The following is a 17339-nucleotide window of genomic DNA, read 5'->3' as shown; positions in this document are numbered from 1 at the left end:
GTCCGGCCGCCTCACACCCAGAAGTAGAGCACACAATTTAATTGGGCACAACCAAATGGCGCGTTAAGAGCTACCCTGGAGACATGACCGCCCCACCGCCACCCGCCGGCCACGAGAACGCCACGGCGAACTGGCTCCGACTGGACAGCCAGATCTGCTTCTCCCTGCACGCCGCTTCGCGCGCCTTCAACGGCGTCTACCGCGTGATCCTCAAGGACCTCGGGCTCACCTACCCGCAGTACCTGGTGATGCTCGTCCTCTGGGAGCAGGGCACGCTGCCCGTCAAGCGGCTGGGCGAGCACCTTCGCCTGGACTCCGGCACGCTCTCGCCGCTGCTCAAGCGCCTGGAAGCGGCCGGTCTGGTACGCCGTGAGCGCAGCGCCCGCGACGAGCGCTCGGTGGAGGTGCGGCTGACCGAGGAGGGCGCGGCGCTGCGCGACCGGGCCGTGGAGGTCCCGCGCAGGATCGTCACCGCCACCGGCCTCGACCTCGCCGAGATCGGCGAACTGCGCGCCCGCCTGGACCACCTCACCAGCGCCCTGGACACGGCGAGCGCACAGGACACGACACCGGAGACCCACTGACCGCCGAACTCCGGGCACCGACGAGCGCCGGAAGCCTGCGGCAACGCAACGCTGAACGCCGGAAGCCCGCCAGGCACCGGAAGCCCTGGGGCACCCAACGCCGGGGCCGCCGGGCGCCGGAGGGGCGCCCGGTGCCTGAAGGCCGCTAGCCGTCCGATGCCGGAAGGCCGGGCGAGGGCGGGGAGCCGCCGTCCGATGCCGTGCCCGGCCCGCGGCGGACGTAGAGGCGCAGGGTCACGCCGGACCGCGCGCGCTCCCACCGCGGAGTGAACCGCTCCTCCACGGCAACCAGCTTCAGATGCTCGGTCGGGTCGCCCGGGAACCAGCGCGAGCGCAGCGCGTACGGCTCGGCGACGACCCACAGCCGGTCCACGCCGGCGAGCCTGCGCTGCAGTTCGCGCGGCCCGACCTCGCGGCCGTACAGCGTGCCGGACCGGGCTCCGGGCGCTTTCAGCGCCAGATCCCGCGCCCCGCGGAACCCTGCCGGATACGCGAGCGCCGCCCGCCGCCCCAGCGCCGGCAGGAACAGCACCGGGTCGCCGGGGCGGACCGCGCCCGCCGCCAGGGCGGCGACGGCGGCGAGGTCGTCCGGGCGGTGCGCGAGCGTGCGGTAGTACCGGTGCAGCGGAAGCAGCTGGACGAAGACGAGCGCCACGGTGAGCACGCCGGCCGCGGTGACGACCCGTGAGCGTGAGGGACGTCCGGCGAGGGCGGCCAGCCGGCGGACCAGCAGGTCGGCCCCGGCCGCGACCAGCAGCGGCGCCCCCGCCAGGGCATACAGCACGTACCGCTCGTGGTACAGCGGCATCACCTGCGAGAACAGCATCAGGAGGGCCGGCGGCACCAGCATCACCGGCGCCGTGACAGCCGCCGTCCGCCCGGACAGCAGCCCCACCGCCATCAGGGTCACGCAGCCCCAGAACACCGCGCCTTCCGGGCCGACGGCGAAGGCGCGCAGCAGACTCTCGGCGCTCTCCCGGTCCGGCACTGGCAGCCACTCCACCTGACGCGACTGCCTCCGCGACTCCAGCACCAGCGGCAGCAGCACGGTGACCGCTCCGCCGGCCGCGCGCGTCCAGCTCCGCCACACCGCCCGCGGCGACCGCAGCAGCGCCAGCGTGAGCGCGTGGGCGCAGAGCACGAGCACCGCCAGCTCGTGCAGCAGGCACGTCGCGGCGACGACGCCTCCGTACGCCCACCACATCCGCGGGGTGCCGCCGTCCAGGGTCCGCGCCAGCAGCAGCGTCGCTCCGGCCGCGCCCGCCGCGACCAGCGCGTACGAGCGGCCCTCCTGGGCGTAGTGACCGGCGAGCGGGGTCACCGCGTACAGCAGGCCCGCCCACAGGCCGACCCGGGGCCGGGCCAGCCGCACCCCGAGCGCGGCGACCATGCCCGCGGCGGCGGCCGCCGCGCACACGGACGGCAGACGCAGCACGACCTCACCGGGGCGGACGGCGAGGACGGCGTGCATGACGAGGTAGTACAGGCCGTGCACCGCGTCCACCCCGTGCAGCAGGCGCCAGATCTGCGGCACGGTCCGCCGCGCGACCTGGAAGGTGACGGCCTCGTCACGCCATATGCCGCCGCGGTCGAGCCCCCACAGACCGACCGCGAGCATGACGGCCGCCGGGACGGTGACGGCCAGGACCTCGGTACGGCGCGTCGGCCGCGAGCGTGCGCACACCACGGGCCGATTCTGCGCGGCGCGTGCGCCCATCACGGGGACTGACATCACATGACGTACAGATTAGCCCAAAAGCGATATTCATCACTATTACCGTCCGTCGAGATGAGCACCTCGGCGAAGCGTCACCTCCCGGGGGTCGCCGTCATCCGACTCGCCGCCCGCACGCCGATGCGGGCGACCGCCCGCCCGCACCACACGCCCGTGCCGCTCCACCCGCTCCGCCCCGTCGCCCGCACGGGACTCCACCGTCGGCGCGCCCCGCCGGACGATCCGGTGACGGCCTCGCGGTCGAGGACCGTGGTGGAGCAGGCGTCACAACGTCTTGATCGCCTCGGCGGTCGCCCGGGCCAGCGACCCCAGGTACCCCTTGGGCAGCTTCGGGCTGCGGATCACCACCGAACGCCAGTAGAGCGGGCCCGAGATCAGGTCGAGCGCCAGCTCCTCGTTCAGCCCGGCGCGGACCTCGCCGCGCCGCTCCGCCGCCGCAACGATCTTCAGGGCGACGCCCTCCTGCCCCTCCTTGAGCGCCTTCTGCAGAGCCTCGGCGATGTCGGGGTTGCGGGCCGCCTCGGCCTGCAGGTCGGGGATGATCTGCGAGGCCACCGGATGGCGCAGCGCCCGGGAGGTCACCTCGTACAGCATGCGCAGGTCGCCTTCGAGGCTGCCCGTCTCCGGGGCCGGCAGGCCCTGCACGGCGATCACCGAGACGATGTCGAGGACCAGGTGCAGCTTGGAACGCCAGCGCCGGTAGACCGCTGTCTTGCCCACGCCGGCCCGGCGGGCGATGCCCTCGATGGACATCCGGGCGTACCCGACGGACGCCAACTCCTCGAACACGGCTGCCCGGATGGCTTCCGTCACATCCTCGCGGAGCACGGCCGCGCCCGCGGGGGCCCGGCGGCGCGGGCGCGCCCCTGGTCCGTCGGCGTTCGTCGCGTTCGTCGTCATGCGACCCAGCATAGGGCGTTACGACGAAACGGTTGCGTTCCGACGTCAGATCGGCCTACTCTCACGTTGCGACGATACGGTCCCGTTCCGACGTAAGAAAACGTGAAGAAAAGCGTAAGGAAACGATCGGACGACTGCGGGAGCCGCCGCCGCCCGAGCCCCCCTCCCCGAGTGAAAGCAGCGGATGTGAGTCAGGTCCTCCACACACCGCCCCGCACGGAGGCCGCGCCCCACGGCGACCTCGCGGCCCTGGCGGCCCGACACGGCCTCACGGTCAGTGGCGCCCGGCCCACACTGCCGGAGTACATCCGCCAGCTGTGGGCGCGCCGCCACTTCATCACCGCGTTCGCCACCGCCAAGCTCACCACCACCTACAGCCAGGCGAAGCTGGGCCAGGTCTGGCAGGTGATGACCCCGCTGCTGAACGCGGCGGTCTACTACTTCATCTTCGGTGTGCTGCTGAACACCAAGCGGGGTGTGGCGGACTTCATCCCGTTCCTGGTCACGGGCGTGTTCGTCTGGACGTTCACCCAGACCTCGATCATGACCGGCACCCGCGCCATCTCCGGCAACATCGGCCTGGTGCGCGCCCTGCACTTCCCGCGGGCCGCGCTGCCGATCTCGTTCTGCCTGCAGCAGCTGCAACAGCTGCTGTTCTCGATGGCCGCCCTGGTGTTCATCCTGCTCGGCGTCGGCGTCCCGCCGGCCTTCTCCTGGTTCCTGGTCATCCCGGCCCTGGCACTCCAGTTCGTCTTCAACGCCGGCGTCTCCATGATCCTGGCCCGGCTGGGCGCCAAGACGCCGGACATCGCGCAGCTCATGCCGTTCGTCCTGCGCACCTGGATGTACATGTCCGGCGTGATGTGGAGCCTCGACAACCTGGTCAAGGCCCACCACGGCATGCCGGCCTGGGCCGCCGACCTGCTCCGGGCCAACCCCGCCGCCGTCTACATCGACCTGATGCGGTTCGCGCTGATCGACACCTTCCACGCGAGCCAGCTGCCGCCGCACGTGTGGCTGGTCGCCACCGGCTGGGCGCTGGTCGCCGGCGTCGGCGGGTTCATCTACTTCTGGAAGGCCGAGGAGACGTACGGACGTGGCTGACATCGCAAACCGCACCGACACCCGCGACGCCGCCGGCACGCCGGCCCCCGCGGTCGCCGACGAGCGGACCCCCACCGTCATCGCCGACAGCGTCGACATCGTCTACCGGGTCAACGGCACGGTCGGCGGCAAGGGCAGCGCGACGGCCGCCCTCAACCGCATCGTGCGCCGCAAGCAGGCCGACAAGGCGGCCGGCGTACGCACCGTGCACGCGGTGAAGAACGTCTCCTTCGTCGCCTACAAGGGCGAGGCGATCGGCCTGATCGGAACCAACGGCTCCGGCAAGTCCACGCTGCTCAAGGCGGTCGCCGGCCTGCTCCCGGTGGAACGCGGCAGGATCTACACGGACGGCCAGCCCTCCCTCCTCGGCGTCAACGCGGCCCTGATGAGCGACCTGACCGGCGAACGCAACGTCTACCTCGGCGGCCTGGCCATGGGCATGACGCGGGAACAGATCAAGGCGCGCTACCAGGAGATCGTCGACTTCTCCGGCATCAACGAGAAGGGCGACTTCATCTCCCTGCCGATGCGCACCTACTCCTCCGGCATGGGCGCCCGGCTGCGGTTCTCCATCGCCGCCGCCAAGGACCACGACGTCCTGCTCATCGACGAGGCGCTGTCCACCGGCGACGCCAAGTTCCGCGGCCGCTCCGCCGAACGCATCCGCCAGATGCGCGAGCACGCCGGCACGGTGTTCCTGGTCAGCCACAGCAACAGCTCGATCCTGGAGACCTGCGAGCGGGCCCTGTGGCTGGAACGCGGCGAACTGCGCATGGACGGGCCCGCGGAGGACGTCATCAAGGAGTACGAGGCCTTCACCGGCGACGGCAAGAAGAAGCCCGCGGCGAAGTAACCGCAACCCCCTCGAGCGACACGCGCGTGAAGGGCGCCCCCGAATCGATCGGGGGCGCCCTTCACGCGTGCCTACGGCCTGCCGCTCACCGCCTACGAGTGCGTCCGCAGCAGCGTGCGCATCGTCCGCATGGCCACCGACAGGTTGGCCAGGTCGAAGGTCTCCGAACTCTGGATCTCCTCCAGCGTGGTGCGCGCCCGGCCCAGGATCGCCGCGTTCTTCTCCTCCCACGCCGTGAACCGCTGCTCGGGCGTCGAGGTCCCGTTGCCGACCGCCAGGACGTCCGCGGTCAGCGCCGCGTGCGCCGCGAACAGGTCCTCGCGGATGGAGGCGCGGGCCATCGACTGCCAGCGATCGGCGCGCGGCAGCTCGATGATCCGGTCCATCAGCCGGCTGATCTGCAGGCGGTCGGCGAGGTCGTAGTACACCTCGGCGACGTCCAGCGGGTCCTTGCCCATACGGTCGGCCACCGACACGATGTCCAGCGCCGGGAACGCCGAGGAGAACCCGGCCACCCGCGTCGCCAGCTCGTCCGGGACGCCGGACGCGGCCAGCTCGTCGTGGATGCGCTGCCACCACTCCAGGTCCGCGCCCCGCAGCAGCTTCGTCAGCTGCGACCACACCTGCTCGACGCGCTCGGCGAAGAAGTCGACCGTCTCCGCGAGCTGCAGCGGCTGCGGTCGGTTGTTCAGCAGCCACCGCGTGCCGCGCTCGACGAGCCGCCGCGAGTGCAGCCGGATCCGGGTCTGCACGTCGGCCTCGACCCGGTTGTCCAGCTCTTCCACCGCGTCCCACACCGGCGCCGAGCTGAAGATCGCCCGGGCCACCGTCTGCGCCCGCACGATCTCCTCCAGCGACGCGCCGGTCTCCTCGCGCAGCCGGTGCAGATACGTCGTGCCGCCCGTGTTGACCGTGTCGTTGACCAGGACGGTCGTGGTGATCTCACGGCGCAGCGGGTGACTGTCGACGCCCTCGGGGAACCGCTCGCGCAACGCCGTCGGGAAGTACGCGTGCAGCAGCGTCCGCAGGTACGGATCGTCCGGCAGCGAGGTGTGCAGCAGCTCGTCCGACACCGTGATCTTGGTGTACGCCATCAGGACGGCCGTCTCCGGACTGGTCAGACCCTGGCCGGCGCCGAGACGCTCGCGGATCTGCCGGTCGGTGGGCAGGAACTCCAGGGCCCGGTCCAGATGCCCCTCCCGCACCAGGTGGCGCAGGAAGCGCTGCTGCGCGTGGAGCATGTCCTTGGACTGGGCGAGGGCGTTGGCGATCGCCGTGTTCTGCGCGTAGTTGTTGCGCAGGACGAGCGCGCCGACCTCGTCGGTCATCTCCGCGAGCAGCTTGTTGCGCTGCTTGACGGTCATGTCGCCCTCGGCGACCAGGCCGTTGAGCAGGATCTTGATGTTCACCTCGTGGTCGGAGGTGTCCACGCCGGCGCTGTTGTCGATGGCGTCCGTGTTGATGCGGCCGCCGTGCAGCGCGAACTCGATCCGGCCGAGCTGGGTCAGCCCCAGGTTGCCGCCCTCGCCGACGACCTTGACGCGCAGGTCGGCGCCGTCCACCCGGATCGGGTCGTTGGCCTTGTCGCCGACGTCGGCGTTCGACTCCGCGGCGGACTTCACGTACGTGCCGATGCCGCCGTTCCACAGCAGGTCCACCGGCGCCCGCAGGATCGCCTTCATCAGGTCGGCCGGGGTCAGCTTGGCGACGCCCGCCTCGATGCCCAGGGCCTCCCGGATGTGCGAGTTGACCGGGATCGCCTTGGCGGTGCGGGGGAAGATCCCGCCGCCCGCGGAGAGCAGTTCGGCGTTGTAGTCGGCCCAGCTCGAACGGGGCAGTTCGAACAGCCGGCGCCGCTCGGCGTACGAGGTCGCCGCCTCCGGCTTCGGGTCGATGAAGATGTGCCGGTGGTCGAACGCGGCGACCAGCCGGATGTGCTCGCTGAGCAGCATGCCGTTGCCGAACACGTCACCGGACATGTCGCCGATGCCGACGACCGTGAAGTCCTCGGTCTGCGTGTCCACGCCCAGCTCCCGGAAGTGCCGCTTCACGGACTCCCAGGCGCCGCGGGCCGTGATGCCCATGCCCTTGTGGTCGTAGCCGGCCGAGCCGCCGGAGGCGAAGGCGTCCCCGAGCCAGAAGTCGTACGACTCGGCGACCTGGTTGGCGATGTCGGAGAACGTCGCCGTGCCCTTGTCGGCGGCGACCACGAGGTAGGTGTCGTCCTCGTCGTGCCGCACGACGTCGGCCGGCGGCACGACCTCCCCGCCGACCATGTTGTCGGTGATGTCGAGCAGCGCCGAGATGAACGTCTTGTAGCTGGAGATGCCCTCGGCGAGCCACGCGTCACGGTCCACGGCCGGGTCGGGCAGCTGCTTGGCGACGAAGCCGCCCTTGGCGCCGACCGGCACGATGACGGTGTTCTTCACCATCTGCGCCTTCACCAGGCCGAGCACCTCGGTCCGGAAGTCCTCACGCCGGTCGGACCAGCGCAGACCGCCGCGCGCGACCTTCCCGAAGCGCAGGTGCACACCCTCCACCTGCGGCGAGTACACCCAGATCTCGAACGCGGGCCTCGGCGCCGGCAGGTCCGGGATGGCCTGCGGGTCGAACTTCATCGACACGTAGTCGTGCGGCCCGCCGTCCGCGCGCTCCTGGAAGAAGTTGGTGCGCAGGGTCGCCTTGATGACGGTGAGGAAGGACCGCAGGATGCGGTCCTCGTCCAGCGAGGCCACCTGGTCGAGGGCCGCGTCGAGCTCCTCGAGCAGGGCGTCGACGATCTCGTGCCCGGCGCGCTGCCGGTCCGGCGACATCCGCGCCTCGAACAGCGACACCAGCAGCCGCGTGGTGTGCACGTTCGTGCGGAGCGTGTCCTCCATGTAGTCCTGGCTGAACGTCGACCCGGCCTGCCGCAGGTACTTGGCGTACGCGCGCAGCACCACCGCCTGCCGCCAGCTCAGCCCGGCGCCCAGCACCAGCGCGTTGAACCCGTCGTTCTCCGCCTTGCCCGTCCAGGTCGCCGAGAACGCCTCCTGGAACCGCTCGCGCCCGTCGTCGCCGAGGAAGTCGCCGCCGGGGCCCGCCAGCGCCTTGGGGATGCGCAGACCGAAGTCGTAGATCCAGGCGTGCGTGCGGTCCGAGCAGCGCAGTTCGTACGGCCGCTCGTCGATCACCTCGACACCGAGCCGGCTCAGCACCGGCAGCACCGCCGACAGGGAGATCGCTTCACCCTTGCGGTAGATCTTGAAACGGCGCTCCCCCGGCGCGGCGCCCACCGGCTCGTACAGGCTCAGCGAGAAGTTCCGCTCCTCGGTCAGCCGCTCCAGGTGGACGAGGTCGGCGACCGCGGCGCGCGGCGTGTGGTCCGCCTTGTAGCCCTCGGGGAAGGCGTGACTGTAACGCCGCAGCAGCTCCGCGGCCTTCTCCTCGCCGAGTTCGGCGTTCAGCGCCTCCTGGAACGCGTCGGCCCAGGAGCGTGCCGCCTCGACCAGCCGCGCCTCGATGCGGTCCTTGTCGGCGTCCGACAGCTCCGGCAGCTCGGTGCCCTGCGGCACGCGGACCACGAAGTGCAGCCGGGACAGGATCGACTCGGTGTTCCAGGCGGTGAAGTCGACGCTCGTCCCGCCCAGTTCCTCCTTCAGGATGTCGATGATCCGCAGCCGCACGCCCGTCGTGTACCGGTCGCGGGGCAGGTAGACGAGCGCGGAGTAGTAGCGCCCGTACTCGTCCTGCCGCAGGTAGAGCCGCAGCCGCCGCCGCTCCTGCAGGTAGAGGACGCTGGTGACGATGGACCTCAGCTCGTCCACCGGCGTCTGGAAGATCTCGTCGCGCGGGTAGGTCTCCATGATCTGGAGCAGGTCGCGTCCGTCGTGACTGTTGGGCGAGAAGCCGGCGCCCTCCAGCACGGCCGCGACCTTGCGGCGCACCACCGGCACCCGCACGACCGACTCGGTGTAGGCGGCGGACGAGAACAGCCCGAGGAAGCGCCGCTCGCCGACGACGTTGCCCGCCTCGTCGAACTTCTTCACACCGACGTAGTCGAGGTAGGACGGCCGGTGCACGGTGGCCCGGCTGTTCGCCTTGGTCAGCACCAGCAGCTTGTGCTCCCGCGCCTTGGCCCGGGCGTCGGCCGGCAGCCGCTCGAAGGACGGGCTGACGGGGTGGGCGTCACCGTCGGCGTGATGCGGGTCGGAGCGCAGGATGCCGAGCCCGGTCCCGGGAACGGCGGCCAGCGAGTCGTCCCCCCGCAGCTGGTACTCCCGGTAGCCGAGGAAGGTGAAGTGGTCGGCGGCCAGCCAGCGCAGCAGCTCGCGGGCCTCGTCGACCTCGGGCCGCGCCAGATCGCCGGGAACATGCTCCTCGGGGAGCATGTCGGCGACGCGCAGCGCCGTCTCCCGCATCTTCTCCCAGTCCTCGACGGCCTCCCGGACGTCGGACAGGACGCGCAGCAGATCGGCGGTGATCTGCTTGAGGTCGGCACGGTCCGTCTCACGGTCGATCTCGACGTGGATCCAGGACTCGACATGCCCGTCGTGCGGAAGCGTCCCCGGGGCCGGCGGAACGCTCAGCACCTCGATGAGCTTGCCGGTCACATCGCGCCGCACCATGACCTGCGGGTGGATGACGAGATGGATGCCCCGCCCCTGCCGGGTCAGCTCGTTGGTGACGGAGTCGACCAGGAACGGCATGTCGTCGGTGACCACCTCGACGACCGAGTGGCTGCACGTCCAGCCGTTCTCCTCGACGGTGGGCGTGTGCACCCGCACGTTCGCGGTGCCCTGCGGCCGGTTCTCGGCCAGCCGGTAATGGGAGAGCGCCGCCCCGAAGACGTCGACCGGGTCGCGGTCGCTCAGGTCCTCCTGGGCGGTGTGCAGGTAGTAGCGCTGGAGGAACGCGAGCAGAGCGGCGTGGTCCGGGGTACCCGGAGTGCCCTCGCCCGTCGTCCCAGTCGGTAGATGCCCCCCGACCGGGCTGTTCTCAGCGACCCGCGCCGCCCTGTCGAGCAGCTCGGCCTTGGCTTCGTCCAGCTTGGTCTGCATTGTCCTCTGACTCCTGTCGCGCGCCGTTGCGTGACGTAGAAGGAAGTACGGGCTCTTCCCCTGCGGCTCGACGCCACGAACCGGGGTCTCCGGTCTGCTCCGACGCTATGCCGCAAGGTGAGATGAGCGGGGGGTTATCGGCCATTCTCGACACCACTCCGGCGTGTGACGCTGCTCTCCGCGTCATGCTTTTCCCGCCGGGTGTGTACGGCGTCCCGGGGCACTTCGCGCCCCTGTCCCGCCCGCGCCGACCAGCGACCGCCGCCCGGTCGCGGAGATGGTCCGCACACACCGGGCGCAGGGCAGGGGCAACAGCGCCCCCGCGAGATATCGCGCTGATCACGCCACCAAGGCTATCGCTCCCCCTGGGCCCCCCGTCATGAGCCGTATGTGTACAAAAGAGGGACCAGAACTTTGACGTTCTGCACAGAACCACCAGCCCACAACCACCCCCACCCCGGCAACGGACAGGACCCAGGGCGGCGGGGGCGAGACACTCGGGCCCGCCCCCACCCTGAGCGCCCACAAGAACCGCCCCACCGCCGGAGGCCTACGCGGCGATACGCCCCGCCATCTCCACCGCCTCCCCCAGCGTGTCGACCACCGGCGCCCCGACCCCCTCCAGGCTGGCCCGGCTGTGCGACCCGCCGGTGTACAACACGGCCTTCGCCCCCGCGTGCAACGCGGCGACCGCGTCGTCGGCCGCGTCCCCGATCACCACCGTGCGCGCCGGCTCCACCCCGGCAAGCGCCGCCAGATGCCGCACCATGTGCTCGGCCTTGCTGCCGCCGGACGGCCCGATCCGCCCGTCGACCCGGACGAAGTGCGGCTCGATCCCGAACCCCCGTACCAGCGGCACGAGTTCATCGTGCACGTACATGCTCAGCAGCGACTGGCTGTGCCCCGCCGACCGCCACCCCGCGAGCAGCTCCGCCGCGCCCTCGGTGAGCCCGCACCGCACCCGGTGCTCGGCGTAGTACCGGTGGAACACCCCGTCCATCAGCTCCCACTCGGCGTCGGTGGGCAGCCTGCCCATCAGCCGCTCGTAGAACCTCGGCACCGGCACGCAGTACAGCGTCCGGTACTGCTCCAGCGTGATCGGCTCCAGCCCCAACTCGACGAACGCCGCGTTCGTCGCCCCGATGATCGCGTCGTTGTCGTGGAACAGCGTCCCGTTCCAGTCCCAGACGATGTGCGCCGCTTGCTGCTTCCCCATGTCTGCAAAAATACCCGCCGCCACCGACAGTCAAGTGGCCGTCCACCCCTGAGACGACCCGGATCGCCCCGGGGGAGAACCAGGGGGACCGGGAAGGCCGGGGCGGCGGAGGTTCGGGAGGGCAGGGGGACTCCGGAAGGCCCGGAAGCCCGGGAGTCGGGCGGTCCGGAAGGACCAGGGGACCGGCATGCCCGGGGGCCCTGAGGACCGGTAACGGGAACCGGGAGGACTGGGCGGCCCGAAGGACCGACCAGGAGCCGGGCCGCACGGGGGGCGGGGGACCGGGAACGGGGGACCGGGAACGGGGAGAGCCGGGGAGCCCGAAAGACCGGGAGCCGGGCGGCCCGGAGAGCCGGGAACCCAGGACGCCCTGCAGCGCCGAGGTCCCCCGGGCGGCTCGCGCTCAGACCCCGGACCCCAGAAGGCTCGCGATCTCCTGCGGGGCGAACCAGAGCAACTCATGGTCCTCGGCCCCGTCCACGGCGGCCTGCGCGTCGTCGTCCCCGCCGTCCGCCGCAGCGAGCGCCCGCGCGGCCGCGGTCACGTCCGCCTCGGCCTCGGGGGCGTCGACGTGCACCGCGGCCGCCTTGGCCAGCCGCACGGTGCCGCTCACCCGCACCTCGCCCGGCCCGTCGGGTGCATCCGGCCCGCCCGGCGCGTCCGGCGCATCCGAGTGGGGCGCGCGCCCGGACGCACGGTCGGCCCCACCCTCGGCGCCGACGGCGGCCATACGGTCCGGCACGTCGACGGCGACCACGACCCGCCGGCGCGGCGCGCCCGGGTCCGCGTCCAGGAGCCGCAGCGAGGCGAGCGCCGCCCTGCCGAGCGCCGCGTACTCCAGTTCCTCGGTGTCGTCGGAGAGGTACCACTCGCGCAGCGCGGGCGTGACGGCGTACGCGACGAGCGGCCCGGCTCCCAGCTCACCCGTCTTGTGCGCCTCGGCGAGGCCGGGGAGGGTCAGGGGGACGTAGACGCGCATGGCTGGCCGCTCTTCTCGTGGTCGCCGGCTCTGGTCGCCGGCTCGGACTCGGTGCCCCGGGAAGCACGGTTCCGCACCTTCCGGAGGGCCTTCAGGATACGTGCGGGCGTCCCCTTTCGGGTCCCTGTCCACACCCCGCCGGACGTCAACCCCGCACCCCGGATCTCACCCGGCCCCGGCCCACGGCAGCGGGCCCCGGGCACGCCGCCCCACCCCTGATAGGTGAACCTTCCAGCCCCTCACACCCACCCCACCGCTTCCTTGCCGCAGCGAGCCCCGACCCCGTACAAGATCCACAGCGGCAAGTTACCGCTCGGTAGATGCAGAGCTCCAAGAGCCCAGCGAACGGGGACCCCCATGGACAAGGTCATGACGAGGACGCACCACCACCCCGGCGCCCACCACCCCGGCGCCCGACCTCCCGGCCGCCGCGACACCCGGCGCCCCGCCGGCGCCCCGCCCCGCACCCCCGACGGCGGCGCCCCCCGCACCGCTCCGCCCCGCACCCCGGCCGGCGGCCACCGCCCGCCGGTCGCGCCCGTTCCGCCCGTCCCCTCGGTCCCGCCCGTGCCGCCCGTGCCGCCCACCAGCGGCTCCCCCGCCGTCCCCGCCCGGGCCCCGCGTCGTCCTCTCACCCAGCCCCGCCCCACCGACCTCTTCGCGGACCGCCTCCTCGCCGTCCTGACCGGCCGCCGCCCCGTCCACTTCATGCTCCGCCACACCCTCGGCCGCGCCTACGACGACCTCGCCCACCTCGCCGAACGCGGCCCGCTGCGCACCTCCCACGGCGCCCGTGCCGTCGTCCGCGACATCGGCTACTACGTCCCGCGCCCCGGCGCCATCGAGGCCTTCGCCCGCATCGGCGCCGGCGACCGCCTGCGCGCCATGGCCTTCCGCCTGGAACTCGGCACGGACCGCCGCTGGCGCTGCACCGCCGTGGAACTGGACGGCCCCCGCAGGCCCGCCGCCCGCGGCGACTGAAACGGCCCTGGACCCCGCCCTCAACCGGCACACGGCCCTCGACACACGGAAAGGCCGGGCCACCCACAGGTGACCCGGCCCTCACACCGTCACACAGCCGCCGCAGCGACCGTGCACCCCGCTACTTCTTGCGGCGCCGCCCGGCCTTCGCCTGCTTGCGGCGCTCCGCGCGCGTGAGACCGTCGGCCGCGGAACGGACCGGCTCGTCGTCGTCGCTCTCGAAGTCACCCTCGATCGTGCCGCCCTCACCGTCCACCGTGGGCGCCGAGAAGTGCAGCTGACGACGCTGCGGAGCGTCCAGGCCCTTCGCACGGATCTCCGGACGCGAACCCGCCTGCGCCGGCACCACGTCCTGCTTGTCCTTGTCGACCGGCGCGTCCTCCACCGGGACCTCCTCGACCTGCTGCTCGACCTGGACCTCCAGGTTGAACAGGTAGCCGACGGACTCCTCCTTGATGCCGTCCATCATCGCGGAGAACATGTCGAAGCCCTCACGCTGGTACTCCACCAGGGGGTCCTTCTGCGCCATCGCGCGCAGACCGATGCCCTCCTGGAGGTAGTCCATCTCGTAGAGGTGCTCACGCCACTTGCGGTCCAGGACCGACAGCACGACCCGGCGCTCCAGCTCACGCATGATCTCCGAGCCGAGCTGCGACTCACGCGACTCGTACTGCTCGCGGATGTCGTCCTTGATGGACTCGGAGATGAACTCGGCCGTCAGACCGGCCCGGTCGCCGGCCGCCTCCTCCAGCTCCTCCACCGTCACCTTCACCGGGTAGAGCTGCTTGAAGGCGCCCCACAGCCGGTCCAGGTCCCAGTCCTCCGGGAAGCCCTCGGCGGTCTCCGCGCCGACGTACGCGTCGATCGTGTCGTCCATGAAGTGGTGGATCTGCTCCTGCAGGTCCTCACCCTCCAGCACACGACGCCGCTCGCCGTAGATGACCTCACGCTGACGGTTGAGCACCTCGTCGTACTTCAGGACGTTCTTACGCGTCTCGAAGTTCTGCTGCTCCACCTGCGACTGCGCGGACGCGATCGCGCGCGTGACCATCTTGTTCTCGATCGGCACGTCGTCCGGCACGTTCGCCATCGACATCACGCGCTCGACCATCTGCGCCTTGAACAGCCGCATCAGGTCGTCGCCCAGCGACAGGTAGAACCGGGACTCGCCCGGGTCGCCCTGACGGCCGGAACGACCGCGCAGCTGGTTGTCGATACGACGCGACTCATGACGCTCGGTGCCGAGCACATAGAGGCCGCCCAGCTCCTTGACCTCGTCGAACTCGGCCTTGACCGCCTGCTCGGCCTTCTCCAGGGCGGCGGGCAGCGCGGCCGCCCACTCCTCGATGTGCTCCTCCGGGTCGAGGCCGCGCTGGCGCAGCTCCGCCTCGGCGAGGTCGTCGGGGTTGCCGCCGAGCTTGATGTCCGTGCCACGGCCGGCCATGTTCGTGGCCACCGTGACAGCGCCCCGACGACCGGCCTGGGCGACGATCGACGCCTCACGCTCGTGGTGCTTGGCGTTCAGCACCTCGTGCTGGATGCCCCGCTTCGACAGCTGCTGCGACAGGTACTCGGACTTCTCGACCGACGTCGTGCCGACGAGGATCGGCTGACCCTTCTCGTGCTTCTCGGCGATGTCGTCGACGACCGCCTCGAACTTCGCGACCTCGGTGCGGTAGATCAGGTCCGACTGGTCCTTGCGGACCATCGGCCGGTTCGTCGGGATCGGCACCACGCCGAGCTTGTAGATCTGGTGGAACTCGGCGGCCTCGGTCATCGCCGTACCCGTCATGCCGCACAGGCCGGGCTGTTCCTTGCCGTCGTGGTTGTGGCGCTTGTAGAGACGGAAGAAGTTCTGCAGGGTGATCGTGGCGAGCGTCTGGTTCTCGTCCTTGATGTCCACCCCTTCCTTCGCCTCGATCGCCTGGTGCATGCCTTCGTTGTAGCGGCGACCGGCCAGGATACGACCGGTGTGCTCGTCGACGATCATGACTTCGCCGTCCATGACGACGTAGTCCTTGTCCTTCTTGAAGAGCTCCTTCGCCTTGATGGCGTTGTTCAGGTAGCCCACCAGAGGCGTGTTCACCGACTCGTAGAGGTTGTCGATGCCCAGCCAGTCCTCGACCTTGCTGACACCGCTCTCGTGGATGGCGACCGTGCGCTTCTTCTCGTCGACCTCGTAGTCGCCGGTCTCCTCGATGCCCTTGAGGGGGTTGCCGGCCTCGCCCTTCTTCAGGCGCGTCACCAGCTTCGCGAAGTCGCCGTACCACTTCGTGGCCTGGTCGGCCGGGCCGGAGATGATCAGCGGCGTGCGCGCCTCGTCGACCAGGATGGAGTCGACCTCGTCCACGATGGCGAAGTTGTGGCCGCGCTGGACCAGCTCGTCCTGCGCCCACGCCATGTTGTCGCGCAGGTAGTCGAAGCCGAACTCGTTGTTCGTGCCGTACGTGATGTCGCACGCGTACATCTCGCGCCGCTGGGCCGGCGTCATGTTGGCCAGGATGCAGCCGACCTCCAGGCCCAGGAACTTGTGGACGCGGCCCATCATCTCCGAGTCACGCTCGGCCAGGTAGTCGTTGACCGTGATCAGGTGGACGCCCTTGCCCGACAGCGCGTTCAGATACGCGGGCAGCGTGCCGACGAGGGTCTTGCCCTCTCCGGTCTTCATCTCCGCCACATAGCCGAGGTGCAGGGCCGCGCCGCCCATGATCTGCACGTCGTAGTGACGCTGGCCCAGAACGCGCTTCGCGGCCTCGCGCACGGTGGCGAACGCCTCGGGCAGCAGGTCGTCCAGGCTCTCACCGTCGGCGTACCGCTGCTTGTACTCCTCGGTGAGGGCCCGCAGCTCGGCGTCGGAGAGGTCGACGAAGTCCTCTTCGATGGAGTTGACCTGGTCCGCGATGCGGTGCAGCTTGCGCAGGATCTTGCCTTCGCCTGCACGCATGATCTTCGAGAGGACGGACACGGGGGTTGGTCTCCTTGCCGGTCGGGCCTAGGACGGACGGTTTCCATATGACTCACTGAGCAACGGCCATCGTATGCGAGGACCCCACCACGCCGGGAGGCCTGCCGTGACGAGGACTGCAACCGCTGCGCAGCTTCACCCAAATCTTCTTCAAAGAGGACAACGGCCGGGCGCCGCCGATGGTGCCGCGTCCGCCCGACGAAGTGCGCGAATTGTGATCACACGCTCACGCGGCGCAAACCGATGGCGGCCACCCCCCTCTCCCAGCAGAATCGGTCGATGGAGCACCCGCCCGTCACCCTCACCGGCGCCCGCCTCGTCCTGCGCCCCCTCGGCCCCCAGGACACCGAAGCCGTCTACACGGCGGCCCAGGACCCCGACATCCAGCGCTGGACGACCATCCCCTCCCCCTACCTCCCCGAACACGCGCGAAGCTTCATCGAGCTGATCGCACCGGAGGGCTGGACGACCGGCGCGATGTTCACCTTCGGCGTCTTCCTCCCCGGCGGATCCCTCACCGGCGTCCTCAGCCTCACCATGCGCTCCCCGGGCACCGCCGAGATCGGCTTCTGGGCCGTCAGGGAACACCGCGGCCGGGGCTACACCACCGAAGCCGTCCTCACCGCCACCCGCTGGGCTTTCACCACCCTCTCCGTCGACCGCGTCGAATGGCGGGCGGAAGTCGGAAACGCCCCCTCCCTCGCGGTGGCCGAGCACGCCGGTTTCACCCTGGAGGGCACCCTGCGCTGCGCCATCGACAACAAGGGCGTACGACGGGACTGCTGGATCGCGTCCCTGCTCCCCTCGGACCTGGGACTCCCCTCCACCGCGCCGTACATACCCACCCCGTCGGACGACTGACGCCCACGGGACGGGGAGGAGGTGGGGGTGGGGAATTGAGGGGGGTGGGCCCGCCCGTCACGCCACCACCGCCCACCGCCACCCCCACGAAATCCCAGCTCACCGGCCACTGTCAGACCCAC

General features: G+C 70.9%; 11 protein-coding genes. 5 read left to right on the top strand and 6 right to left on the bottom strand.

Annotated features, from left to right (window positions below):
- The first annotated feature begins 83 nt into the window (after positions 1–83).
- Positions 84–584: a MarR family winged helix-turn-helix transcriptional regulator gene (locus tag OHS82_RS25885; RefSeq protein WP_057574392.1), complete on the top strand. Its 501-nt coding sequence runs from the start codon at positions 84–86 to the stop codon at positions 582–584.
- Positions 585–729: 145 nt separating this feature from the next.
- Here OHS82_RS25885 and OHS82_RS25880 read toward each other — a convergent pair whose 3' ends face one another.
- Both OHS82_RS25880 and OHS82_RS25875 read right to left on the bottom strand, forming a co-directional pair.
- Complete coding sequence (locus OHS82_RS25880; protein WP_328434629.1) at positions 730–2271, bottom strand: glycosyltransferase family 39 protein; 1542 nt, start codon at positions 2269–2271, stop codon at positions 730–732.
- Between the two features lie 312 nt (positions 2272–2583).
- Positions 2584–3219 (bottom strand): TetR/AcrR family transcriptional regulator, encoded by a 636-nt coding sequence (locus OHS82_RS25875; RefSeq protein ID WP_057574822.1) that lies wholly within the window; start codon positions 3217–3219, stop codon positions 2584–2586.
- Positions 3220–3405: 186 nt separating this feature from the next.
- On the opposite strand from OHS82_RS25875, the gene OHS82_RS25870 reads away from it, so the two are divergent.
- Entirely contained in the window at positions 3406–4323 is a 918-nt protein-coding gene (locus tag OHS82_RS25870; protein WP_057574390.1) for an ABC transporter permease, read from the top strand.
- 1 nt (position 4324) lies between these two features.
- Positions 4325–5176 carry an ABC transporter ATP-binding protein gene (locus OHS82_RS25865; protein ID WP_057574821.1) on the top strand — a complete coding sequence of 284 codons (852 nt, stop codon included), beginning with the start codon at positions 4325–4327 and terminating at the stop codon, positions 5174–5176.
- Between the two features lie 92 nt (positions 5177–5268).
- Here OHS82_RS25865 and OHS82_RS25860 read toward each other — a convergent pair whose 3' ends face one another.
- From OHS82_RS25860 to OHS82_RS25850, 3 genes are all read right to left on the bottom strand, one after another.
- Positions 5269–10215: an NAD-glutamate dehydrogenase gene (locus OHS82_RS25860; RefSeq protein WP_057574388.1), complete on the bottom strand. Its 4947-nt coding sequence runs from the start codon at positions 10213–10215 to the stop codon at positions 5269–5271.
- Between the two features lie 550 nt (positions 10216–10765).
- Complete coding sequence (locus OHS82_RS25855; RefSeq protein WP_057574386.1) at positions 10766–11431, bottom strand: HAD family hydrolase; 666 nt, start codon at positions 11429–11431, stop codon at positions 10766–10768.
- 403 nt (positions 11432–11834) lie between these two features.
- A complete protein-coding gene (locus OHS82_RS25850) occupies positions 11835–12410 on the bottom strand; it encodes a DUF6912 family protein (RefSeq protein WP_057574384.1) in 576 nt (191 codons plus the stop codon).
- Positions 12411–12767: 357 nt separating this feature from the next.
- Between OHS82_RS25850 and OHS82_RS25845 the strand changes: the two genes are divergently transcribed.
- Positions 12768–13391: an Rv3235 family protein gene (locus OHS82_RS25845; protein WP_328434628.1), complete on the top strand. Its 624-nt coding sequence runs from the start codon at positions 12768–12770 to the stop codon at positions 13389–13391.
- Between the two features lie 121 nt (positions 13392–13512).
- Here OHS82_RS25845 and secA read toward each other — a convergent pair whose 3' ends face one another.
- Entirely contained in the window at positions 13513–16356 is a 2844-nt protein-coding gene (gene secA, locus OHS82_RS25840; RefSeq protein ID WP_057574381.1) for a preprotein translocase subunit SecA, read from the bottom strand.
- Positions 16357–16635: 279 nt separating this feature from the next.
- Here secA and OHS82_RS25835 point away from each other — a divergent pair, with 279 nt between their 5' ends.
- Entirely contained in the window at positions 16636–17217 is a 582-nt protein-coding gene (locus OHS82_RS25835) for a GNAT family N-acetyltransferase (RefSeq protein ID WP_057574379.1), read from the top strand.
- The last annotated feature ends 122 nt before the right edge of the window (positions 17218–17339 follow it).

The sequence above is a fragment of the Streptomyces sp. NBC_00425 genome (genome assembly GCF_036030735.1).
Taxonomy (GTDB): domain Bacteria; phylum Actinomycetota; class Actinomycetes; order Streptomycetales; family Streptomycetaceae; genus Streptomyces.
Note: the sequence above shows the minus strand (reverse complement) of the source record. Positions and strands in the feature narration are given on the sequence as shown.

Excerpts from the sequence above, each read along its gene's own strand:
- OHS82_RS25855 (WP_057574386.1), bottom strand. The coding sequence starts at position 11,431 with ATGGGGAAGCAGCAAGCGGCGCACATCGTCTGGGACTGGAACGGGACG.
- OHS82_RS25845 (WP_328434628.1), top strand. The coding sequence starts at position 12,768 with ATGGACAAGGTCATGACGAGGACGCACCACCACCCCGGCGCCCACCAC.
- OHS82_RS25835 (WP_057574379.1), top strand. The coding sequence starts at position 16,636 with ATGGAGCACCCGCCCGTCACCCTCACCGGCGCCCGCCTCGTCCTGCGC.
- OHS82_RS25885 (WP_057574392.1), top strand. The coding sequence starts at position 84 with ATGACCGCCCCACCGCCACCCGCCGGCCACGAGAACGCCACGGCGAAC.
- OHS82_RS25875 (WP_057574822.1), bottom strand. The coding sequence starts at position 3,219 with ATGACGACGAACGCGACGAACGCCGACGGACCAGGGGCGCGCCCGCGC.
- OHS82_RS25850 (WP_057574384.1), bottom strand. The coding sequence starts at position 12,410 with ATGCGCGTCTACGTCCCCCTGACCCTCCCCGGCCTCGCCGAGGCGCAC.
- OHS82_RS25860 (WP_057574388.1), bottom strand. The coding sequence starts at position 10,215 with ATGCAGACCAAGCTGGACGAAGCCAAGGCCGAGCTGCTCGACAGGGCG.